The following is a 21,225-nucleotide window of genomic DNA, read 5'->3' as shown; positions in this document are numbered from 1 at the left end:
GGCAAGAGGTGCTGAGAAGTCGAGCATCTCTGCCGACTTCTCAGCTGGTTCAGCGCTGGTTCAGCGCTTCTTGCAAATCTTCGGAGAGCTGCGCTGAAACATCCTCATATTTGAGGCCAATGTCAGAAGTTCTGCCCTTGGCCTGCTCTATCGGCTTTACCCACGGGGCCCAGATCTGGTTCTCTTGGACCTGTTGGTTTCTTACGGAGCGTTTCGCTGCTAAATAGACCATCTCATCATTGGTCTTTTTTAGATTATCCCCGTCAACCAGACAGTTAATGACTTTAGCCGTTGCTTTGCTGAGATCCTTGTCAGCCTTTTTCTGGGTAGGTATAGTGATGAATTCGCCTCCGGTCGGCACGGGGGCGACTCCACCGGATTTACCAGGAATCGGTATCATTCCGTATCCCTTTTCCTTGGCGGATTCGGCCTGCCATGAGCCATTTTCGGAGAATCCGTACTGATCAGTCAGGAAAGCATCCCAGGCTGCAGATTGGTTGTCGGTGGATACGGATTTTGGCGCCCAACCTTTTCGGACCCAATCAGAGACCAGGTTCAAAGCATCGGTTTCGGCTTGTGATTTTGGATGCTTCAGATCTCCCTCTGCTCCCCAAAACCAAGGCAGGAACTGGAATGTACCCTCCTCGCCGGAGATGCCTGCGAAGGTAATGCCTTTGCTCCCTGATGCCACCACTTGTTCTATAGCCTTGTTCAGGCTCGCCCAATCTTTTATGGACGCAGGATCGACGCCTGCTTTTTCCAGTATTTTCGGGTTATAGTAAAGCCCCAGTGCATTGGATCCGTAAGAGATGCCGTATTGGACGTGGTCGATGATTCCAGGTGCCTCGATGTTGCTGTCGTATCCCTTGGTGTTGATGCCGGCAGCTTTGATGTCGGTAACGAGGCCAGCATCAACTGCGGTAGGCATTTTTGGATTATCTATCAAGGCGATTTGTGGGGCGTTTCCGGCCTTTACGGCGGTGGTGAGATTATTCAGCAGATCAGACTGGGGATACCCGGTACGCTTTATTTTGTAACCCTCGGGAGCACAGCGCTTGACGAATGCCTCCCATGTGCTGGAGGCATTTTTCTGTGGATAGGGATCCCAAAAACCAATGGTATTCGCACTCTGATTCGAGCTTCCGCATGCAGCGAGACTTGCCACAATGGCGACAGCTGAACAGATGGTCGCGAAGCGTTTGATGAATAGGTTGTGCATGATTTCCTTTCTGCGATGCCGCTACAGTGTGGCATCTTCATCCAAGCTGGTATGACTCGAGCCCCGGATTCGAATCATTAGTTATTGAACCGGTTCACCAACATTATATAATATCCGAGCAGTAGGTCAAATCAATTAATTATTGGCCATGTGGAACTATGTATACGGGATTGCAGGTAGAACTCTACTGGAGATGGCCAAGCGATTGTATTAGGGCTATTAGCTGACTGGCTGCTGTAAGGTAAAATCCAATAATGATTTTGTGATGGGGGCATCCGGGTCCTGAATGCGAGCTACCAATGTACTCACGATTTTCTGAGCCAACTGGTCTATATCGGTTTGTATGAAGGCGAATGAGGCTAGAACTGACCACTGCATTTGTTTGGGGAAAACGGAGATCACGTACAGGTCGTCTGGTATCTGAATGCCTCTTGCAGAAAAGGCCTGCGGGGCTATAATCGACGCACTTTCATTGTGGATGATCATCGCTGTGGCATGAGGATACAGATGTAATGCGTGCAACAGTTCTCCGGCTGGATCCGATTCGTCGTTGTCGGGTGAATAGATATGCAGAATAATTCCTAGATCTTTGGCGCTTTGTACGATTTGGTCTCTGAATCGTAAGGCGAAGCCCATTCGCTTCTCAAAAACACTCTTAGACCAGGAGTACAAGATCACCTCCTTATGATTATTGGTAGCCATGCACTGCATGCACCGTGTGGCCTCTGAGCGAAAGTCTGAGTCCACTGTGTCCAAACCAAAAGATGAAGTCGGCGATCCGAAGACGACAGTGGGGATTCCAATCTCGTTGGCAGTAGTCATGCGCGAATCGTTGTCGCATACATCCATAAGTATGAAGCCATCCACTTTATGCGAGGCAGCGGCTTTCCTCATGGCGTCGCAGCCGTCATCAGAACCGATGAACATGCTGTCGTAGCCGGATTGTGCTGCATACTCAGACAATAGATAAATGTGCAGCCCGAAAAAGGACGATAAGTAGACACCATGGTGAGTAGGAGACACAATTCCCAGTACGTTGCTTTTCTTAGTTGACAGGGCTCTGGCCGCGTGATTGACGGTATACCCCAGATCGTCTATTGTGCGCCGTACCTTCTCTGCTGTCTGTTTGCTTATTCTTTTGTCATTGGAGAGTACGTAAGAAACAGTGGCTTTGGAGACTCCAGCCGCTTGGGCTACGTCAGAAATCGTCACTACTTTATCCACCTTTTACCCTCCTTTTGGTCTGCGTAGTCCCTGGCGGGTATAACACGCAAGGCATCAGGGCAAAAATGTCCACCCCTCATTAGCTATTTATATGGTACTCAGAGATTGAATAAGTTAAGTCGCTTCACTTTGCTGCCATCAGTATTATCGGATAAACAATCGCTCGCTGAGGAAGAGCCGGGTTACGAAAGGATCCGGTCATAGCTGTATCCATGGGCAACTGTCTGCAAAGTTCGTAAGGCGTGCAGCCCTTAATCACTGTGTCGGGTTGACGCGCATATCTTCAGAAGCTATAGACCTTGATGATAGGCACGGCAGACAATCATAGCCCTCCGTCCGTACTTGCGCCTGGGCCGCTCAGTCGATCAGGCCCTCCAGCTGACGGCGGTTGATTAGGGAGGGGATGACGCCTTCGTGGGCGACGCTGAAGCCGGCGGCCAGATTGGCGATATGAGCGGCTTTGTCCAGGGAGCATCCGCTGCACAGATAGGAGGCCAGGGCGCTGATGAAGGCATCGCTGGCGCCGGTGTCGTCGATCGTTCGGGTTTCGTGGGCTGGGAAGTCCTTGTGCCCGCTGGCAGTGACCAGGGTGCAGCCGCGCTCGCCCAGGGTGATGATGACCTTGTCCACCCCGCCGTCGATGAACTGCTTCGCCTTGTCCACCACGGATCCTGGCCCTGGTATCAGGGTGTTCAGCTCGTTGAGATTCGGGATCAGGATGTCGATCGAAGCCAGCAGGTCTTCAGGCAGGTGGCCACAGGATGACGGTTTGACGATGGTGGTGGCATGGTGGCGCTTGGCTGTTCTACAGGCCTCAATGACGGTGTCCATGGGGATCTCTGTCTGAATCAGGCAGTAGCCGGTGTCCCGGAAGATCTGGTCGCGCTCGGTGATGTCGTCCGGGGTCAGGGATTCGTTGGCACCCGCCACCAGGGAGATCATCGACTCGCCCTTGCTGTCGACGAAGATGTAGGCTTTGCCCGTGTCCGCCCCGCTGACTCTGTGCACACCAGTGGCATCCACATGGGCTTGCCTCATGGTTTTGTAGATGTAGTCAGCGGCCGGATCACTGCCGACATTGCCGATCAGGGAAACCTGATGCTGTAGCCTGGCCACGCCTACGGCCTGGTTGGTGGCCTTGCCCCCCGGTGTGGAGGCGAAGTTCCTGGTCGTGGTGGTCATACCCGCCTTGGGCAGGCTGGGGGCGGTCAGGTAGGTGTCCACGTTGATGCTGCCGACCACCACGATTTTCTTGCATTGTTGGTCCGGGGGCCGACCGATGGTCTTCTCGCCGTCCAGGGTGAAGACGTGCTCGAAGGTCTCGCTTGGATCGGACTCATGCTCGATGGAGCGGATGATTCGTCGGCACAGGTAGGCGCCGAAATCGGCATTGCGCATCACGTAGGACGATATCTCCGGGCTGCCCGGGTAGCGCAGATGCACGTTGGTGTCGTTCATCAGGGAGACCAGGGAGAGGTCCTGGGGCAGGCGGTAATGCATGGATTCGGCGAATTGGAGGAATTCCAGGGCGTGGTGGTAGTGGGATGCCACGACTCCGGTGACCTGCCGGTTCTCCAGGACCCGGGTCAGGTCCTCACCGATGGTTTCCAGGACCATGTCGGTGTGGTACTGGAGGTTGTGGTCGAACAAGCAGCGTCGATAGCCATGCAGGAAGCTCTGGGTCCGTCTGCCCGGCGAGAGCAGGCAGGCGATGCTGGTGTGGTGGCGCTTGATCAGCTCTTCGGTGAGACTGTAAGCAGCCTCCTCGTAGGGCATGAGCGCGGTCCGGTCGTCTCCAAGGGGTCCAATGGTGAGTTCGGGGATCCCTCCTGCCTCGATCCTGCTTTTCAAAGCCAGGCTTGTCTGGTCGATCGGCTCCCAGACCATGCCATCCACCCGATGCTCCAGAGCGGACAGAATGTTGCGCTCCTCCTGGTCATGATTGCCGTAACTGTTGAAGACCAGGGTGCCGTACCCCGACTTCTGTGCCTGCTGGATGATCCCATCCAAGGTGGAGTCCATGGAGATGGAAGACCTCAACAGGACTCCGATTCTCCAGGTGGTGGTGTTGGGCTTGGAGGATCCGTAGGGCGTGTAGTGGTACTTCCTGACCAGTTCTAGGACCCTGTCGCGCGTGGCGGCTGTGATGCTCGCGTCCTTGTGATTCACAATCTTGGAGACCGTCGATGTGGATACGCCGGCAAGCTGAGCAATGTCCTTGATGTTCATGGGGTTTCCTGTCCTCCTCATCTCTGAAGCTCCGGCGAACGGCTTTGTCGACCTGCTGGATCTAGCGAATCAAGCTTACCTGAGGGATCGTCGTCGGAGGTTTCGCATTTGACACCCCATGCGGCTGTTGATAGTCTCTGTCAATGAAAGTTGTTTACTAAAGTGGTTTCTCAAAGCGGTGATGCGGATCTGTCTGTGAGCGACGGCCATCCGCAGAAATCGACATTCAAGGACCAAAGGCGGTACGGATTATGAGCGCGCGATCGTTGTGGAGAGGGATCACTGCGCAGTTCTCGACAAAATCCTTGGTGCTGATACCCATCGCGGTGGGCATCAACCTCATCGGCGGGACCCTGAGCTCTACCCTCAAACTGCCGCTCTTCCTGGATATGATCGGCACCACGGTCATCGCCTGTCTGTCCGGCCCCTGGGTGGCCGCCCTGTGCGGGCTGCTGACCAACGTCTTCCTCGCCCTGGTGGCCAATCCGGTCTATCTGCCCTATGCGCTCTCCAGTGTTCTGTGTGGCCTGGTGATTGGGTACATGGTCAAGGCCGGGCTCTTCAAACGGATATGGGGAGTGGTCCTGGTCTGGCTGGCCTGCGCCCTGGTCAACACGGTCACCGCCTCTCTGATCACCGTGTTCGTCTATGGAGGTGCCACCGGAGTCAACGGCACCTCGGTCCTCACGGCTGCACTGGTGGTGGCTGTCAAGAACATCGTCATCTCGGTGCTGTCCTCCTCCATGCTGGAGAATCTGATTGACAAGGGAATCACCGTCCTGATCGCTTATGTGATCGTGCGACGAATCCCCAAACGCTTCCTGAGCCAGTACGCTCTGGATGGCAGCGAGGACCAGGCCGATCTGGACGATTTGGATGACCTGGATGAGGACGAAGACGAGGACGAACGCGAAGCGACTGGGGCGTCCAGTCGGGAGAGTTCGGCACGGCCGGGGAAGATCGACGGCGCGATGGAATCTGAGCGGGACCCATCGACAGGCGACCCAGCGGACTTGGCCTGTGAACGTACCCAAAGGTCTGAACGCTGATGCCTGGCCCTGCTTCGAACCGGATTCCTGATTCTCCACTGGCCCGCATGCATCCCATGGCCAAGATCGCCGGCGTGTGCTCCTTGGGCCTGGCGACCTTGGTCTGGCCGGACTTCACTCTGGGCCTGGGGATTATCGTCGCGCTTTTTATCGCAGCGGCTCTGGCTCGGGTGCTCAGGCCCTTTTCCGGGGTCATGCTTGGGTTTGGCATTCCCGTCACGCTCATGCTGCTGTTCATCCAGGGGTGCTACAGCCCAAGGAATACCAGGGTCATTCTTGACCTGGGATTCGCGCAACTGGGCCTCGAAGGCAGCCTCTATGCGGCCAAAATCGTAGTGACACTTTTGGTCTTCCTGGGGTCTTTCTACCTGACCAATAAAACCACCTACATGGGTCGCCTGGTTGCGGCTCTGACACAGATTGGCGTTCCATCGAAGGTAGGCTACCTGATTCTGGCCAGCCTCAATGTGGTCCCGCAGATGCAGCGCAGGATTGCGGTCATTGAGCAGTCACAGCACGCGCGTGGCCTGGAGACCGGCGGCAGCCTGATTTCCCGGGTGCGGGCCTTCCTGCCCCTGCTTGGGCCGGTTGTCCTTTCTTCCCTGACGGATTCGCAGGAGCGCGGGATGACCCTGGAGACCCGGGGATTCGGCATCCGGGGGGTGCGGCAGACCAGCTACCTTGAGGTGGTCTGGCGGCGCAGTGACACCGTGGTGACCATCCTGTTCACCGTGTTTTTGGTGTTGGCCCTGGTGCTCAGCTGCCTCTCGCGCGCAGGTCTGATCACCTTCGCAATCCAGTGGGGAGGCCGGGCATGACCGAGGTCATACGAGTGGACGACTTCTCCTTCAGATACCGTGACGCCGATCGGACCACCTTGAAGCGGGTGAGTTTCAGCGTTGAGCAGGGCAGCTTCTTCTGTATCGTCGGAGCCAACGGGTCGGGCAAATCGACCCTGTGCAATGCCCTGGTCGGTCTGATTCCGCACTATTTTGTAGGCAAATCCAGGGGAAGCGTCAGGATCGAGGACAGGGACGTAGCCGCTTCGACCATTGCCGATCTGTCCAGACAGGTGGGCCTGGTCTTTCAGAATCCCTTCAATCAGCTTTCCTATACGGCCGGGACCGTGGCCGAGGAACTGGCCTTCGGGCTGGGCAATCATGGGGTTTCACGTGAAACCATGCATGCCAAGGTGGCCCGGGTGGCTGCTCTTATGCATATCGAGGACCTGCTCGACAAGAACCCCCTGGAGCTTTCCGGCGGACAGGTGCAGCGGGTGGCCCTTGGCTCGACCTTGATCATGGAGCCGGACATCCTGGTCCTGGACGAATGCACGGCCCAGCTGGACCCGCTTGGCAGCGAGGAGATCTTCGACATTGTCAAGCGGCTCAACCAGGAGGGGATCACCGTAGTCATGGTCGATCACGATATGGAGCGGGTCGCCCGATGCGCCGACCAGGTCATGGTCCTGGGTGCAGGCCGGGTCCGCGCCCTGGGCACACCCGAGGAGGTCTTCACCGATCCCGATGCCGAGAAGTGGGGGATTGACATACCGGACTACGTCAAGCTCGGCAGAGGTCTGGAGGACGCAGGATTCGGCCTGTCGGATCTGCCCGTACGCGAGGACCAGGCGGTAGGCATGATTCGGGAGGCACTGCGATGAGGATCGACCTGGAGCATCTGGAGTACGTCTACCCGCATGGCCATCGTGCCCTGGACGGAGTGAACCTGACCCTCGAAGGTGATCAGCCCGTGGCGCTGATTGGTCAGAACGGCGCTGGCAAGACCACCCTGGCCAAGCATCTGAACGGCATCCTCAGGCCGACCAACGGCCGGATCCTGATCGACGGCGTCGATTTGGCCACGGCGGACACGGCCCAGTGGGCCCGGAAGGTGGGGTACGTCTTCCAGAATCCCGACGATCAGCTCTTTCTGGACAGCGTGCGCAAGGAATTCGAGTTCGGTCCCCGGCAGCTGGGGTTCGATCAGGATCTGATAGGGCGACGTATGGAGCAGGTGGCTGGGTTGGTGGGCCTGGCGGACCGGCTGGACGATCATCCTTTCGACCTGAGCCCCACCGAGAAGAAGTTCTGTGCCATCGGTTCAGTCCTCATGATGGATACGGGTGCCGTGGTCTTCGACGAGCCCACATGCGGGCAGGACAAGGCCGGCAATGATCGGCTGGCTGCCATCATCGCCCGGCTGCGGGACCAAGGCAGGCTCTGCATCACGATTTCCCACGACATGAAGTTCGTCACCCGCAACTTCCCCAGGGTCATGCTCATGCAACATGGCCGGGTCCTGCTGGATGGCAGCCGCGAGGAGGTCTTCGCCCGGGAGGATGTGCTCAAGCAGGCCTATGTGACGCCTCCGCCCATCACCCGGGTGGCCCGGCAGGTCGGCCTGCATGGCCCGGTCTTCACCGTCTCTGCCTTTGTTGATGCAGCCCGGCGGGCCAGAGCAGGGGCAGGAATTTGAGTTTGGATACGACACGAGGAAAAGGAGTGAAGCAATGACCAAACCTCTGATCATCGACACAGACCCCGGCATCGATGATGCTGCGGCCATCACGATGCTGGTCGACGAGCCCGGCTTCGACATCAGGCTGATAGCCTCGGTGTCCGGCAATGTGGGCATCGGCCACACCACCAACAATGCCCTGAAGCTGCTGACCTTCCTGGGCCGGCGCATCCCCGTGGCCCGTGGCGCGGCGGCCCCGCTCATGCGTGACAACAGATTCGCCACCGAAGCCCACGGCAAGTCGGGGATGGGGTCATTCGTCTTTCCTGAGCCGGACACCAGCCTGCTGACCGAGAACAATGCGGTCCTGGAGGAGCGGCGGGTGCTTCTGGAGAGCGATGAGCCAGTCACCATCCTGACCCTGGGTCCTCTGACCAACATCGCCCTGCTGTTGGCCACCTTCCCGGAGGTCAAGGACCACATCGATCGGATCGTCATGATGGGAGGCTCCACCGGACGCGGCAACATCGGGGTTTATGGCGAGTTCAACATTTCCGTCGATCCTGAGGCTGCCAAGATGGTCTTCCGCAGTGGGCTGCCTGTGACCATGGTCGGCTTGGACATCGGCCGCAAGGCCCATCTGGTGGCCGGCGACCTGGACGATCTGGACGCAGCCGGCGAAGTGGGCGGTATGGTCGCCTCCCTCTTCCGGTCCTACGATGGCGGACACATCGAGGAGGGGATCAAGATGTACGATCCCTCTGCCGCCATGGTCCTGCTCCAGCCCGACCTGTTCACCATGCGCGAGGCCTTTGTGGATGTCGAGATCTCCAGTCCGCTCACTCTGGGTGCCACGGTGGTCGATTACGACGGCATCCTGGGCGGCAAGGCCAACGCCAGCGTCTGCGTGGACGTGGATGTGGACGGATTCCGCTCCGCCTTTGTCGACAGGGTCGGCCGGGTCCGCCGCCACTAGCTTCCGCATTGAGAAGAACCGAAAGGAAACTAAGGAAAAAATGAGTGAGTCAACTGTCTCCGAGGAGCAGAAGAACGGCATACCCGTTCCCGAGGAGGGGACTCCCGAGTTCGCGAAAATGAACAAGATGGCCCGCGTGGCCATCCCGGTGGTCCTGATCATCTTCACCCTGGGCGTGCTCCAGCAGCAGGCCTTCGGCATGATCTACGTGAACATCGGCAAGCAGCTCAACCAGGCCAATCTGGCTCCGCTGATCACCTCCCTGCCGGGCATCATCCTGGGAATCGTCTGCGTCATCTACGGCTCCCTGGGCGATTTCGTCTCCCTGAAGAAGATGATGATCCTGGGCACGATCGTCTTCGTGCTGGGGTCGATTCTGGGCTGCTTCGGCACCTTCAGCATCTGGATCGTCATCGCGGCCCGCGTGGTTCAGTCGGCCGGCTGGCAGGTTTCCGGATCCATCTTCCTGGTTCTGGTCTCCAAGTATGTGGAGAAGAAGAAGCGCGTGCTCTGGTATGGCGTCTTCGTCGCGGTCTTCCGCTTCGCCGCCGCCCTGGGCGTCTTCCTGGCCGGCTACATGACCCTGCTTGACTGGCGCTGGCTCTTCGGCGTGGGCATCCTGGCCGTCTTCTTCATTCCCGTCCTGGCCAAGAACCTGCCCGACCAGCATGCCGCTGGCGTCAAGATCGACGGAATCGGCTTCACGCTGATCGGACTGTTCGCCGCTTCGGTGACCATGTTCTTCACCGACATCAACTGGGGCTGGGGCATCGCCTGCATCGTGACCCTGGTGGCCTTCCTGGTCTATGTCAACAAGGCCAGCAACCCCTTCATCACTCCGAAGATGCTGACCAACCCGGCCTTCGCCATGACCATGACCGTCATTTTCGTCGGCTACTTCTTCAGCTACACCCTGAACGCGGGCGTCAACGCCATTGGTCTGAACGTCTACGGCATCGACTCCTCCAAGGTCTCCAACCTGCTGGTCTGGTCCATCATCCTGGCCGGCATCATGGGATTCGCTGCCGGGCCGATCATCCAGAAGATCGGGCGCAAGGCTTCGGTCATCCTAGCTCTGGCCTGCATGGGCGGCGGTCTGATCGCCATCGCCTTCCTGATTCCTGCCGGTAAGATCTGGGCCCTGGCTGTGGCGCCCTGCATCTACTACTTCGGCACCTCCTTCTTCTACCAGCCCATCGTTGACACCGCGACCCTGACCGTGGCTCCTGAGGAGTCCGGGCGCGTGCTCGGCTTCAACGACCTCCTGCAGGCCATCACCGGCTCCATCGGCGTTGCCCTCTTCGGCCAGCTCATGGCCAACGGATCCATGGGTTCGGGCAGCCTGGCCGGCACTGCGCAGGGCCTGGCTTCGACCTACGCCAATGTCTTCATGATCGGCGGCGTGATCATCCTGCTGGGCTTGGTGCTCTTCATCTGCTCCATGAAGATGATCTACAGCCACTCCCGCGTGGCTGAGGATGAGGACTGATCTTCCGAGCTGCTGATTGAGAGAACCGGGTCCCGGGTTTGCCCCTGGCCCGGTTCTTTTGATATGAAAAGCCGGAGCGGAATTGCGGGCAGGCCTTTCGTGACATCGCGAATTAAGCTTCTGCTGCTCCACAGCGACCCCGTCATCGTAGCTGGTCAGGACATCTCGCTGCGTCCCTGACGCCAATATCCCATGAAAGAGACGCTACGCCGGTCCATTCCCCGGTCTCTGACCAGCATGCGCCTTAGCTCGCGGACAGTGGCTGCCTCTCCGGCAATCCAGGCATACAGGTCGTCGGCATGAATGGAGGCATCGGCCTGGGCGGCATCGGCAGTCTCCCAGAGCAGCTCTTTGTCGATATCGATCTCTGTGAATTCCTTGGAAGATTGAGCGGCCGTAGCCGATATAGACGAATGGATTGGCAGGTCCTCCAGGAGATTGCGCATGGCTTCGATAAGGGCATGTCCATGTCCGGATTCGTCGCAGGTCGTCCAAATTACGCGGATTCCTGCGTGCTCGGGCAGCGGAAGACGATCCTCTTCGGTCGGGACTTCGATCATTGCCACCCCGTCGCCCTGCCAGTGGTCTCGGATCAGGCTGTCCATTATGGCGGCGATGGCTGGCACTGCCGTCTCATCGCCAACTAGGAGAAGATGTCTGGATTGACCTGGGTGAAAGTCCATCCCTGCGACTGGTCCTCCGGCCTGTGCGTTGGGACCGATGATGATGGCTTGGTCGCCAGGTCTGGCAGCCTCTGCGAAGGCTCCAGCCGGGCCGGCATGATCGTGGATGACGAAGTCCACATCTATTTGCTCGCTCTCGGGTCTGACCTTGCGAACCGTATAGGTGCGCAGAGGATTGCGGCTCTCTGCGGGCAGGGTCCTCCACTGTTGGTACCAGGCAAGCGGATCTTCAGGGGTCGCCTCGAAGAAGGAAGGGGGCGGCACGGATCCGTCGGGGAGGGGCAAGAGGATTTTGATTCGCTCATCGTAGCCCGCGTCTGCAAAAACCCTCAGATCCGGTCCCTGGAAGACAATCCGCTTGAAGTGGGGCGAGAGCGTTTCCGCTCTGGCTACGGAGACACGGAAGGGAATCAAGGGTACAGGATGACTGGTGGCTTGTTGTTCCATGGCTGGCTCTCTTTCGGTTGGGGTTCATGGGTTGACCGTGGTGTCGGGCTGTAGGCGCTCGGGTTGTGGTGGTTTGAGACTTTGTGGTTTGAGGTTTTGCGGTTCGGGAGGTCGGGGTTGGGAACGTTGGGGTAAGCGATGTGGGGAGCGGGACGAGAGGTTTTACATCATTGGACTATCTGGTGTCATCCTGCCGAGTCATCCCAGTGTACGTGTGCATTACAAGCCTCGCCAGAGTGGGCTTCGAGACTATGGAGGGGCGCCGGGGTCATCAAGGGGGCGCCGGTGGTCCCATCGGTCACCACGGTGGATGCGATGTCGAATACCTCTCTGACCAGGTTCTCGGTCATGACCTCATCGGGGGTGCCCAAGGCGAACCTCCTGCCATCCTTGATGGCCAGAATCCAATCCGAGTATCTGGCGGCCATGTTCAGGTCGTGGAGAACCATGACCACCGTGACGCCCTCCTGCCTGTTCAGGGTGCTCAGCAGGTCAAGTACCTCAAGCTGGTAGGCGATGTCGAGATAAGTGGTCGGTTCGTCAAGAAGGAGTATGTCGGTCTGCTGGGCGAGGGTCAAGGCAATCCAGGCGCGCTGGCGTTGGCCTCCGGACAGGCGGTCGATTGGGCACCCCGCCATATCGGTCAGTCCGGTCAGGGCGAGGGCCCGTTCCACCGCCTTTTCGTCCTTGGTCGTCCACCGCTCGACGAAGTGGTGGTGGGGGTATCGACCGCGAGCGACCAGGTCGGCGATGGTGATGCCTGCGGGTGCTGACGGGTTCTGCGGCAGTAACCCCAGAATCGTTGCAACCTTGCGGGTGGGCATGCTGGTGATGGGCTCTCCGTCCATCATGACGGTCCCCGAGGCTGGTTTCAGTATCCTGGCCATAGCCTTGAGGAAGGTTGATTTTCCGCACCCGTTGGGTCCGATGATGGACCCCATCGTGTGTGGGGGTATATCCAGACTCAGGTCCTCGATGACCGTACGCCCGCCATAGGTGAGGCGAAGGTGCGAGGCAGTCAGCTTATGGGCGCTGCTCCAAGCGTCGTATGCCGGAGATGATGTCATGATGGTCAGAGCTCCTGTCTGCGGGTCATAAGGACCATGATCAGGATGAGGACGGGTCCGCCCACAATGCTGGTGATGATGCCGACCGGCACCTGGGTTGTGGGCAGATGTTGGGCGACGATGTCCGACCCCAGAACCAGGCAACCTCCCACCAGGCCCGACTGGATAAGGGCCGATGTTCCCCGACCAACCAGGACTGCGGCGATGGGACCGGAGAGGAATGAAACAAAGGAGATGGGACCGGTGGTCGCCGTTGCGACAGCCAGGAGCAGCACACCCACGATAATCACCTCGAACTGGACACGGCTTACCCTGACTCCCAGTCCGGCGGCCATCTCCGGTCCCAGCTGCAGTGTGCTGACATTCCTGTCGAGTGCCAGCAGGAGCATGGCGCCGACCAGGGTTGTTGTTGCCAGTATGGGTAGATCGGACCACTGGGCATCGGCCAGGCTGCCCGTCAGCCATCGGGTTGCTGCCTGGATGTCCCATTGGTTGCTGCGAACCATCAGCCAGGAACCCAGAGCATTGAACCCTGCGGCCACTCCGATTCCGATCAGTATCAGCCTGGTCGGATCGAACGAACCGCGCCAGGCCAGGGCCATGACCAGGAGGGCTGTCAGGAGACCGCACATGACCGCCAGGCAGGCCAAGGGCATGCCCGACAGGCCCAATACGACAATGCCGAAGATGGCGGCCGCGTTGGCTCCTGCCGTGATGCCGATGATATCCGGGCTGGCCATCATGTTGCGCAGGAGGTGCTGGAAACCAATTCCGGCCATGCCGAATGCGATGCCGGCGGCGCAGCCGATCAGTGCCCTGGGCATGCGCAGTTGGAGAATCACGAACCTGGTCCCTTCGTCTCCCTGCCCCAGAAGTGCTCCAATCAGGTCGCTCATGGAGTATGTGCGGTGTCCCAGAACCAGGTCGGACAGCGCGAGAGCAACCAGGAGTACCACAAGCAGGATGGTGACTGCCAGTGAACGAACGGTATGGGTCCGTCGTATCCGTTGCAGGTCGGTCATCGCATCGGGTCTATGCGAATCATGAAGGAGGCAAGCATCCATGCCTATACCTCCGCGGTTCTTCTGCGCCCGGCCAGAATCACGAATACGGGAGCCCCAATCAGTGCCGTGACGATGCCGACCTCCACATCGGATGGACGGGTGATTATCCTGCCCACCACGTCGGCGCCAACCACCAGAAGGGGGCCGATGAGGATGCTCAGAGCCATGATTCGCCTGTAGTCGGGTCCTATAAGCAGTCGTGCCACATGGGGGACCACCAACCCGACGAAGCCAATCGGACCCGCCAGTGCCGTACAGGAGGCGCAGAGGAGTATCGCCGCAAGCCAGGCCAGGCTGCGGACACGTCCGACGTGCATACCCAGTCCTTCGGCCATCTGATCACCCAGGGTCAAGGCGTTGATCCCGGGCGTCAGGCAGAAGGCGAGTATCAACCCAAGAGTGAGAAGAGGCAGGACCGGCATCATGAGGTCGAACCGGGCGCCGGAGATTCCGCCCACCTGCCAGAAGCGATAAGAGCTGATGACATTGACGCGCGGCAGAAGGACGGCGGAGGTAAGAGACCCCAGTACCGAACTGATCACGACACCGGCCAGGGTCAGCCGTAGCGGAGATGGACCGGATGGCCCCAGGGAGCCTATGGCCCAGACGACCAGTGCGGTCGTCGCACTGCCCAGCAGTCCCACCCAGACATACTGGGCCGGGGTCGATAGGGAGAAGAAGGCTATGGAGCAGACGATCGCCAGGGCCGCCCCCGTATTGAAACCCAGAATCGACGGGTCCGCCAGTGGATTGCGTGATATGCCCTGCATCAGGGTCCCGGCCACCCCGAGCCCGGCACCGACCAGGAGGCCGAGGACGGTGCGAGGGATTCTCAGGCGGATGGCCGAGACCGCGATGTCATCCGAGGAGGCGGACAGGGCGTGGAGGATGTCGGAAGGGCTGACGGAACGGGATCCGAAAACCAGGGACAGGGCGCAGACCATGACCAGGCAGACCGCCAGAATCAGCCCGGACAGGACCATGGGTCCGTTTCCATTGCGATGCATGGTTGCTCGCCGACCGCATATATGCGCCACCTCCCCCTCTTTCATCCCCTCACCTGCGGCCTGATCAGACCTTGGCGGCAGCCTCGCCCAGAAGTTGGGCGTATGCGTCGGTCGTCTTCTGGACGGACAGGGCCGAGGGGTCAAGGGCATTGGCCATCTCGCCGTCACTGTCGATGACCACGACGGATCCGCGCTCAACTGCGGGAATCTTGGAGAGGAGCGGGTCCCTGCGCATCGCTTCAAGCAGGTCCGGGGTGCCGTAGGTAACGATGATGTCGACATCCTTGTACCTGTCGGCATGCTCGGAGGAGATCTCCTTGTAGAAGTTCTTGGTGCTCTTGGAGTCCTCCTTGATGGACTCCGGAGTCTCCATACCGAGGTCGTTCAGGAACTGAGGCCGGGCGTCGGAGGTGGTGTAGACGCTGAACTTAGAGAGCTTGGAGGCATCGAAATACATAACTGCCGCGGTCTTGCCCTTGATGCCCGGTTGGGTCTCTCCGGCCTTTGAGATGCGCTCCTCCAGGTCGGATATCAGCTGCTTGCCCTTTTCGGGTTCTCCGATGGCCTTGGCCGTGGACGTGATGACCTTGCGCCAGGGGTCGCCCCAGGCAACCTCTTGATAGGCGATTGTCGGCGCGATCTTGCTCAAGGTGTCATACTGTTTCTTGGTCATGCCGGAGAGCAGGCCGATGATCAGATCGGGCTTGGACGCGGCGATGGCCTCGACATCGATGCCGTCCGATTCGTCATGCAGCTTGGGCATATCCGCCTTGGCCACATGCATCTCATCCAGGGCATCCTTGGTCCAGGGCAGATACCCTCCATCCACGGTCTTGCCGAAGGAGTTCTTCTGGATGCTGACCGGCACGACCCCCAAGGCGATGAGGTTGTCGGGAGTGGCCCATCCGACGGTGGCGATGCGCTTGGGCTTGGAAGGGATCGAGGTGGTGCCGTAAACATGATCGATCTTGACGGGGAAGGAGCCTTGCCCTTCCGAGGCCTTTGACTGGCTGGATGGGTTTGTCTGCGGGTCCGATCCGCAGGCGCCCAGGAAGAACAGGGCGCTTGCCAGTACCAGGATTACTGCGATAGCGCGCTTGAATCGGGTGAGGGAAAGGAGTGGTCGAATGTGCATGTGGTTCCTTTGATCGTGCTGTCGAATTGGCATGGTGCACCAGAGCCAGGTACCAGATGTAGCATCGGCGCGATGGGAAGAAAAGAGTTGATTTCCCTGGCCGCATGTGTTAATTAGCGCGCTGCGAAATCGAGGAGATGGCAAGGAAAAGACGAGGGTCGGCTCAGATCGGCACCTTTATAGCCTTTGTCGAAACCATCTAGCAAAACCCTTGCTTTGCTGGCCTCTTGCTCTGCCGGCTTGCCGCGGATCCTGTCGGATGTCAAGGTTCGGCAGACGTAGGGTTCTGACTGTTCCAGGTCTCTCAGACCTTCACCCTTCACAGTGCCTTCCTAGGATTGCAACAGGGCTCTGCTCGCTCCTTTATCTTTCTTTATTTTCGGTCTTTAGTCTGGCTCCTGCCACACGGAAATGAATAGGAGCCGACCATGCGTTACATATTGCGGACCGAGGGGCTGACCAAGGTTTTCGGCCACGGACAGCGGGCCGTCGACCAGGTGTCCCTGCATGTCCCCGAGGGCGGAGTCTACGGGCTCTTGGGGCCAAATGGGGCTGGCAAATCCACTACCTTAAAGATGGTCACAGGCATGCTGCACCCCACTGGCGGATCCATGATTCTGAATGGGCACCCCTGGTCGCGCCGGGATCTTTACGACATCGGCGCCCTGATCGAGCAGCCGCCCGTCTACTCCAACCTGACGGCCCGTCAGAACCTCAAGGTGCGCACAACCCTCTTCGGCCTGCCTGATGAGCGGATCGACCAGGCGCTCTCCATTGCCGGGCTGAGCGATACGGGTTCCAAGAAGGCTGGACAGTTTTCCATGGGCATGAAGCAGCGCCTGGGGATAGCGAACGCCATTCTGACCAAACCTCGTCTGCTGATCCTGGACGAGCCCACCAACGGGTTGGATCCGCTGGGCATCGAGGAGCTGAGGGGGATGATCCGCAGCTTTCCGCAGCAGGGGATGAGCGTGATCGTCTCCAGCCATATCCTCTCCGAGGTGTCAATCCTGGCGGATCATATCGGCATCATCGCTGACGGTCGCCTGGCTTATGAGAATGAACTGCACGCTGGGGAGGACCTGGAAGGGCTGTTCATGGACGTGCTCAGGAGGTCACGATGAGCAGCGGGAATGCCAACGAACTCATCCAGCAGGATACGGCTGAAGAATTCGGAACCAGGGGCAACGGCATCCCCTTTGGCAGGATCCTGGCAGCGGAGATCATGAAGGGTCGGTCGGCCGCGCCCAGACGGATGGCCTTGGCTTTCCCTCTGGTGCTCATTGCCATCGTGGCTTGCTTCGCCTTCAGACTGCATGTCTGGATGCCCTCCTGGATCAACTACTGGTATGTCCTGCTCCTTCCGGCCATGACTGCCCTGATAAGCGTCGCCGTGGCCAACATTGACGGCAAACAGCAGTGGAGAACCACTCTGGCCCTGCCCGCCGCGCCCGCTCTGATCTGGTGGGCCAAGATTGTCTACTGCCTGCTTCTGATCGGCATCGCAACCCTGCTGGCTCTGGGTCTTTCGGCACTCATAGTGGCCGTTTCCGGGGTCGGGGGACCGTCTGTAGTCGACTTCGTAGTCAGTGCTCTGATGCTGGTTCTGGCCTGCTCCTGGATGATACCGGCGGGACTTGCCCTGACCGCCCGGTTCGGCGTTCTGATCGGGTTCGGCCTGCCTTACATGGTGGACCTGCTGGTCTCAATCATCTTCTGGGGAAACCAACGGCTATGGCCCTTCCTGCCACCCGCCGCCATGATCAACCTGCCGGTGCCCTTCATGAAGGTCATGCCTGATGGTGTGCCCCTGGAGACTGAAGACAACAGCCCCATCAAGGCTGCGCTGTCTGTCTTCGGCGGGCAAAGCCTGACGGCCTTGGTGGCCGGTCTGGTCTGGTTCCTGCTTCTGTCCGTCCTGACGGGCATCTGGTTCTCGCGGAAGGAGACCAACTGACATGGCTGGGATGACAGTCGGCCGGGTCGTGGCCTCGGAAGTCGTGAGATTGCACGGATCTGTGCTTATCGCCATCCATGTCGTCTGCGGGTTGGCGGCCGGACTCGTCTGCGGTGCCTACTTCGCCGCAGCCCCCTATGATCCCGGGTTGGAGACCGATGCCTTCTTTCAGGTCCTAGGCGCTTTCATGCCCCTAATGGCTGCCATCGTAGTTGCCATAAACATCGAGACTGAGCGTGAGGCCGGCGACATGGCCAACCTTCTGGGGATTCCCAGCCGCCGTCTGGGTCTGGCAGCCAAGGTCCTGGTGCTCTGGCTTCTGGGTCTGCTGGCCCTGGCCTTGGCGGCTCTGGCATTCTGCCTGCCCATGGCTCTGGCTGGCGGACTGGGCGCACCAATCTCGGCCGTCGCGCTCGCCACCCTGGGCATGGCAGGCGGTTCCCTCTGCCTCTACCTTTTCTCCATCGCCCTGGCCCTGAGCTTCGGCCGGAATGCGACCATCGCCATTGGTGTCCTTGGCACCGGGGTATCCATCAGTTCCCTTGGTGGCCTCTTCAACGGCCTGTACAGCCGTACTTTATCCGGTGTCGCGAGCACGCCCGGGATCAGCCGGTGGATACCCTTTACCTGGCCTACCAGGTTCGGCTCCCTGGGGATCGAGCAGGCCCTGGCCTTGACCATGCCGGGAGGGGAGGGCCTGCGTGCCTCAATCGGCGTGACGGCTGTGGATAATCTGGTTCCCTGTCTGGTCCTCACCCTGACCTTGGGCCTGGCCCTCTTGCTCTGGATCGGCAGGTTCGAGGATCGGCGAAAGGCCAGCGATTAGACTGGATTGCAGGGCATCCGGTCCGTAAGGAATCTGTCCTGCAAGAAAATCGTCCTGCAAGAAATCAGGCTTACAAGAATCCTGGCCTGCAAAAGGTCCATTCTCAAACGTTGCTGGGCCGGGTCGCTAAGCGCAGAAAAGGAGCCAATCGTGGCTGACGTGCACGCCGGAGGTTCCCCCGGGGACGATCGGTATCGGGCCTCCATCCTGGTGGTGGATGACGATCCAAGGATCACCACCCTGCTGATGGCGGCCCTGTCCAAGGACGGCTATGCCGTGACCGTGGTCAACGAGTCGCGGAAAGTTGTAAGCATGGACCTGTCCTCGGTCGACCTGATTCTCTGCGATGTCATGATGCCTCACATGGACGGCTTTGCCCTCCTGGCTGCCATCAGGGAACGGGTGTCCTGCCCGATCATCTTTCTGACGGCCAAGACCGATGAGGACAGTGCGGTCCTGGCCTATGGTCTGGGTGCCGACGACTATATACGCAAGCCCTTCGGCATTGCCGAGCTCCGAGCCAAGGTCAGGGCGAGGCTTTCCCAGGGCAGTCGGCGCGGGCGCCCGCTCTTGCATTTCGGATCCTTGGACATGGACCTTCAGGCGCGGCAGATCAGGGTGGACGGGCACAACGCCAATCTGACGGATGCGGAATACCGCATATGCGCCCTGCTGGCAGAACATCCCGGTCGGGCCTACGCGCCCATGCAGATATGGGAGGCCTGCCTGGCCGCAGAGGATGATCCGGCCGCCGACGATGCGGACAGCGATGCCACGGCTTCGGTAAGAGTGCATCTGAGCAATGCCCGGCGCAAGCTCAAAGCCCTGGGGGTGGACCCCATCAGGACCATCTGGTCAGTGGGGTACCAATGGGTGGCCTGACTGACGGCGCGCCCGAGTCGCCGATGGAGCAGAGCCTCGACGGCAGGGGCCGGCCAAGCCGCAGGGGAATGCCCATCGTTCTGCTGATCATCAGATACTTTCTCTACGTGCTGCTGATTCTGGCTCTGCTGTTCGCCGGCATATATATGGTCTGGATAAACCTGGGGGCCAGGGGCGACTTCTTCTGGGCCAACTATGGCGAGCAGCATCTGGAGAAGGTGGGGCGCTCCATTGGCCGTACGACCACTGTTGTCGAATCCCTGATTCCCGCCGCCTACTGGTACCGAACCTATGACAGTCAAGGGCATCCCGTGGGGGGCGATATGAAGGGCGGCATGGCCAGCGAGGCCGATCAGCTGGCCGCCGACCATCGGGCGCATAGCGTATCTAAGCCATCGGAAGAGCGGAGAGAGAAGACGGGACGGCCCCTTGCCACTCGCGCAAAGCCGGATGCGACCTATGTCGTCTATGCCACAGCCGATGGGCGGCCATGCGTTCTGGCCTATCGGATTCAGCCGCAGTGGGCGTCAAGGCAGACCCGGGACCGCTATCCCAATCCCCAGAACCTGCTGCTCGCGTCTTACGGGATCGCTTTGCTGCTCACCCTCCTGTTGGTCGGGCTGCGGGCGGCCCATGTCATATCGTCCAAGCTCAAGGTCTTCAACCAGGTGGCTGACGACATAGGGCGGCAGGACCTGGACGCCTCACTGCCCTGCAGCAACGTGCTGGAGATCAACCGGGTGCTGGGGTCCTTCGACAGGATGCGCGTCACGTTGAGGGAATCGCTGGAGAAGACCTGGACGGCCCAGGAGTCCCAGCGTCGGCAGGTGGCGGCTCTGGCTCACGACTTGAAGACGCCGCTGACCATCATGCGAGGCAACGCCGACCTGCTGGGGGAGACCGGGCTCAGCCAGGAGCAGCAGTCCTACCTGGACTCCATTGAGGATGCCATCCGTGAGATGGCCGACTATGCCCAGGCCATCAGCCAGGGTTCCATGGGCACCGCTTCAGAGCGATCCGGGGTCACGACAGTTGCCTTGAGGGATATGGTCGACAACCAGGCCCAGGGGTACCTCAATGCTCGGGGTCTGCGACTCGAGAGGGATGACCGCCTGGGTTCAGAGACTGGCCAGGTTTCCGGTAATGCTGTTGACCTTGCCCGGGCGATCATGAACATCGTGGCCAACGCGGCTGACTACTCGCCGGACCATGGTCTGGTGACGCTGACATGGAAGCTGGAGTATGGCCAGGAGGGCGGGCGAGCCTTGGTCGTGACCGTGCATGACCAGGGTCCAGGATTTAGCAGCCGGGCTCTGGCCCACGCCACGGAATGGCTCTATCAGGCTGACAGCAGTCGGCACGGCTCCGGCGGCCACCATGGCATCGGCCTGGCTGCCGCCCGGTCAACTGTCGAGAGTGCAGGAGGCCGCCTGACCCTGGGGAATGCAACCGATGGCAATGGCGCAGTAGTCACGGTATCTTTGCCGGTGCAGTGAATGAGGCGGGGTGAA

Annotated in this window: 18 protein-coding genes and 1 pseudogene; 11 read left to right on the top strand and 8 right to left on the bottom strand. The window is 59.6% G+C overall.

The features are described from left to right. Nucleotides 1–49: 49 nt before the first annotated feature. The 3 genes from GKC41_RS03675 to GKC41_RS03665 form a co-directional block, all read right to left on the bottom strand. Nucleotides 50–1,219, bottom strand: a complete 1,170-nt coding sequence (locus GKC41_RS03675; protein WP_154312955.1) for an ABC transporter substrate-binding protein — start codon at nt 1,217–1,219, stop codon at nt 50–52. A 219-nt stretch (nt 1,220–1,438) separates the two neighbouring features. Continuing rightward, nucleotides 1,439–2,443 carry a LacI family DNA-binding transcriptional regulator gene (locus GKC41_RS03670; RefSeq protein WP_324612019.1) on the bottom strand — a complete coding sequence of 335 codons (1,005 nt, stop codon included), beginning with the start codon at nt 2,441–2,443 and terminating at the stop codon, nt 1,439–1,441. Nucleotides 2,444–2,800: 357 nt separating this feature from the next. After that, nucleotides 2,801–4,672, bottom strand: coding sequence for a PfkB family carbohydrate kinase (locus GKC41_RS03665; protein ID WP_154312954.1), 1,872 nt, complete (start codon nt 4,670–4,672; stop codon nt 2,801–2,803). A 251-nt stretch (nt 4,673–4,923) separates the two neighbouring features. Between GKC41_RS03665 and GKC41_RS03660 the strand changes: the two are divergent. The 6 genes and pseudogenes from GKC41_RS03660 to GKC41_RS03635 form a co-directional block, all read left to right on the top strand. Further along, a pseudogene (locus GKC41_RS03660) lies at nt 4,924–5,574 on the top strand (ECF transporter S component); the annotation flags it as partial. A 146-nt stretch (nt 5,575–5,720) separates the two neighbouring features. Further along, entirely contained in the window at nt 5,721–6,539 is an 819-nt protein-coding gene (locus GKC41_RS03655) for an energy-coupling factor transporter transmembrane component T (RefSeq protein WP_154312952.1), read from the top strand. After that, nucleotides 6,536–7,384 (top strand): energy-coupling factor ABC transporter ATP-binding protein, encoded by an 849-nt coding sequence (locus tag GKC41_RS03650; protein WP_154312951.1) that lies wholly within the window; start codon nt 6,536–6,538, stop codon nt 7,382–7,384. Before GKC41_RS03655 ends, GKC41_RS03650 begins: the two co-directional genes overlap by 4 nt. Next, entirely contained in the window at nt 7,381–8,199 is an 819-nt protein-coding gene (locus GKC41_RS03645) for an energy-coupling factor ABC transporter ATP-binding protein (protein ID WP_154312950.1), read from the top strand. Before GKC41_RS03650 ends, GKC41_RS03645 begins: the two co-directional genes overlap by 4 nt. 34 nt (nt 8,200–8,233) lie before the next feature. Further along, complete coding sequence (locus GKC41_RS03640; protein WP_154312949.1) at nt 8,234–9,157, top strand: nucleoside hydrolase; 924 nt, start codon at nt 8,234–8,236, stop codon at nt 9,155–9,157. A 40-nt stretch (nt 9,158–9,197) separates the two neighbouring features. Continuing rightward, a complete protein-coding gene (locus GKC41_RS03635) occupies nt 9,198–10,646 on the top strand; it encodes an MFS transporter (RefSeq protein WP_154312948.1) in 1,449 nt (482 codons plus the stop codon). Between the two features lie 155 nt (nt 10,647–10,801). Here GKC41_RS03635 and GKC41_RS03630 read toward each other — a convergent pair whose 3' ends face one another. From GKC41_RS03630 to GKC41_RS03610, 5 genes are all read right to left on the bottom strand, one after another. Further along, nucleotides 10,802–11,776, bottom strand: a complete 975-nt coding sequence (locus GKC41_RS03630; RefSeq protein WP_154312947.1) for a siderophore-interacting protein — start codon at nt 11,774–11,776, stop codon at nt 10,802–10,804. 185 nt (nt 11,777–11,961) lie between these two features. Next, nucleotides 11,962–12,843: an ABC transporter ATP-binding protein gene (locus GKC41_RS03625; RefSeq protein WP_154312946.1), complete on the bottom strand. Its 882-nt coding sequence runs from the start codon at nt 12,841–12,843 to the stop codon at nt 11,962–11,964. A gap of 5 nt (nt 12,844–12,848) precedes the next feature. Next, nucleotides 12,849–13,865: a FecCD family ABC transporter permease gene (locus GKC41_RS03620; protein WP_195760134.1), complete on the bottom strand. Its 1,017-nt coding sequence runs from the start codon at nt 13,863–13,865 to the stop codon at nt 12,849–12,851. A 44-nt stretch (nt 13,866–13,909) separates the two neighbouring features. Then, nucleotides 13,910–14,959: a FecCD family ABC transporter permease gene (locus tag GKC41_RS03615; protein WP_154312944.1), complete on the bottom strand. Its 1,050-nt coding sequence runs from the start codon at nt 14,957–14,959 to the stop codon at nt 13,910–13,912. Between the two features lie 19 nt (nt 14,960–14,978). After that, the gene (locus tag GKC41_RS03610; RefSeq protein ID WP_195760132.1) at nt 14,979–16,049 is read right to left on the bottom strand and encodes an iron-siderophore ABC transporter substrate-binding protein; all 1,071 of its coding nucleotides are present in this window, start codon (nt 16,047–16,049) and stop codon (nt 14,979–14,981) included. 428 nt (nt 16,050–16,477) lie between these two features. Between GKC41_RS03610 and GKC41_RS03605 the strand changes: the two genes are divergently transcribed. The 5 genes from GKC41_RS03605 (at nt 16,478) to GKC41_RS03585 (ending at nt 21,210) form a co-directional block, all read left to right on the top strand. Then, a complete protein-coding gene (locus GKC41_RS03605) occupies nt 16,478–17,173 on the top strand; it encodes a lantibiotic protection ABC transporter ATP-binding protein (protein WP_154312942.1) in 696 nt (231 codons plus the stop codon). Then, nucleotides 17,170–18,006 carry a hypothetical protein gene (locus tag GKC41_RS03600; RefSeq protein WP_154312941.1) on the top strand — a complete coding sequence of 279 codons (837 nt, stop codon included), beginning with the start codon at nt 17,170–17,172 and terminating at the stop codon, nt 18,004–18,006. Before GKC41_RS03605 ends, GKC41_RS03600 begins: the two co-directional genes overlap by 4 nt. Nucleotide 18,007: 1 nt before the next feature. After that, entirely contained in the window at nt 18,008–18,832 is an 825-nt protein-coding gene (locus tag GKC41_RS03595; RefSeq protein WP_110413571.1) for an ABC transporter permease, read from the top strand. A 150-nt stretch (nt 18,833–18,982) separates the two neighbouring features. After that, nucleotides 18,983–19,714 carry a response regulator transcription factor gene (locus GKC41_RS03590; protein WP_110413570.1) on the top strand — a complete coding sequence of 244 codons (732 nt, stop codon included), beginning with the start codon at nt 18,983–18,985 and terminating at the stop codon, nt 19,712–19,714. After that, complete coding sequence (locus GKC41_RS03585) at nt 19,702–21,210, top strand: sensor histidine kinase (protein WP_110413569.1); 1,509 nt, start codon at nt 19,702–19,704, stop codon at nt 21,208–21,210. Before GKC41_RS03590 ends, GKC41_RS03585 begins: the two co-directional genes overlap by 13 nt. Nucleotides 21,211–21,225 lie beyond the last annotated feature (15 nt).

The organism is Bifidobacterium asteroides (genome assembly GCF_009683175.1).
In the GTDB taxonomy this organism is placed as follows: Bacteria; Actinomycetota; Actinomycetes; order Actinomycetales; family Bifidobacteriaceae; genus Bombiscardovia; species Bombiscardovia asteroides_H.
Note: the sequence above shows the minus strand (reverse complement) of the source record. Positions and strands in the feature narration are given on the sequence as shown.

Excerpts from the sequence above, each read along its gene's own strand:
- GKC41_RS03605 (WP_154312942.1), top strand. The coding sequence starts at position 16,478 with ATGCGTTACATATTGCGGACCGAGGGGCTGACCAAGGTTTTCGGCCAC.
- GKC41_RS03610 (WP_195760132.1), bottom strand. The coding sequence starts at position 16,049 with ATGCACATTCGACCACTCCTTTCCCTCACCCGATTCAAGCGCGCTATC.
- GKC41_RS03675 (WP_154312955.1), bottom strand. The coding sequence starts at position 1,219 with ATGCACAACCTATTCATCAAACGCTTCGCGACCATCTGTTCAGCTGTC.
- GKC41_RS03650 (WP_154312951.1), top strand. The coding sequence starts at position 6,536 with ATGACCGAGGTCATACGAGTGGACGACTTCTCCTTCAGATACCGTGAC.
- GKC41_RS03655 (WP_154312952.1), top strand. The coding sequence starts at position 5,721 with ATGCCTGGCCCTGCTTCGAACCGGATTCCTGATTCTCCACTGGCCCGC.
- GKC41_RS03635 (WP_154312948.1), top strand. The coding sequence starts at position 9,198 with ATGAGTGAGTCAACTGTCTCCGAGGAGCAGAAGAACGGCATACCCGTT.
- GKC41_RS03600 (WP_154312941.1), top strand. The coding sequence starts at position 17,170 with ATGAGCAGCGGGAATGCCAACGAACTCATCCAGCAGGATACGGCTGAA.
- GKC41_RS03615 (WP_154312944.1), bottom strand. The coding sequence starts at position 14,959 with ATGAAAGAGGGGGAGGTGGCGCATATATGCGGTCGGCGAGCAACCATG.
- GKC41_RS03645 (WP_154312950.1), top strand. The coding sequence starts at position 7,381 with ATGAGGATCGACCTGGAGCATCTGGAGTACGTCTACCCGCATGGCCAT.
- GKC41_RS03585 (WP_110413569.1), top strand. The coding sequence starts at position 19,702 with ATGGGTGGCCTGACTGACGGCGCGCCCGAGTCGCCGATGGAGCAGAGC.
- GKC41_RS03640 (WP_154312949.1), top strand. The coding sequence starts at position 8,234 with ATGACCAAACCTCTGATCATCGACACAGACCCCGGCATCGATGATGCT.
- GKC41_RS03625 (WP_154312946.1), bottom strand. The coding sequence starts at position 12,843 with ATGACATCATCTCCGGCATACGACGCTTGGAGCAGCGCCCATAAGCTG.
- GKC41_RS03620 (WP_195760134.1), bottom strand. The coding sequence starts at position 13,865 with ATGACCGACCTGCAACGGATACGACGGACCCATACCGTTCGTTCACTG.
- GKC41_RS03630 (WP_154312947.1), bottom strand. The coding sequence starts at position 11,776 with ATGGAACAACAAGCCACCAGTCATCCTGTACCCTTGATTCCCTTCCGT.
- GKC41_RS03665 (WP_154312954.1), bottom strand. The coding sequence starts at position 4,672 with ATGAACATCAAGGACATTGCTCAGCTTGCCGGCGTATCCACATCGACG.
- GKC41_RS03595 (WP_110413571.1), top strand. The coding sequence starts at position 18,008 with ATGGCTGGGATGACAGTCGGCCGGGTCGTGGCCTCGGAAGTCGTGAGA.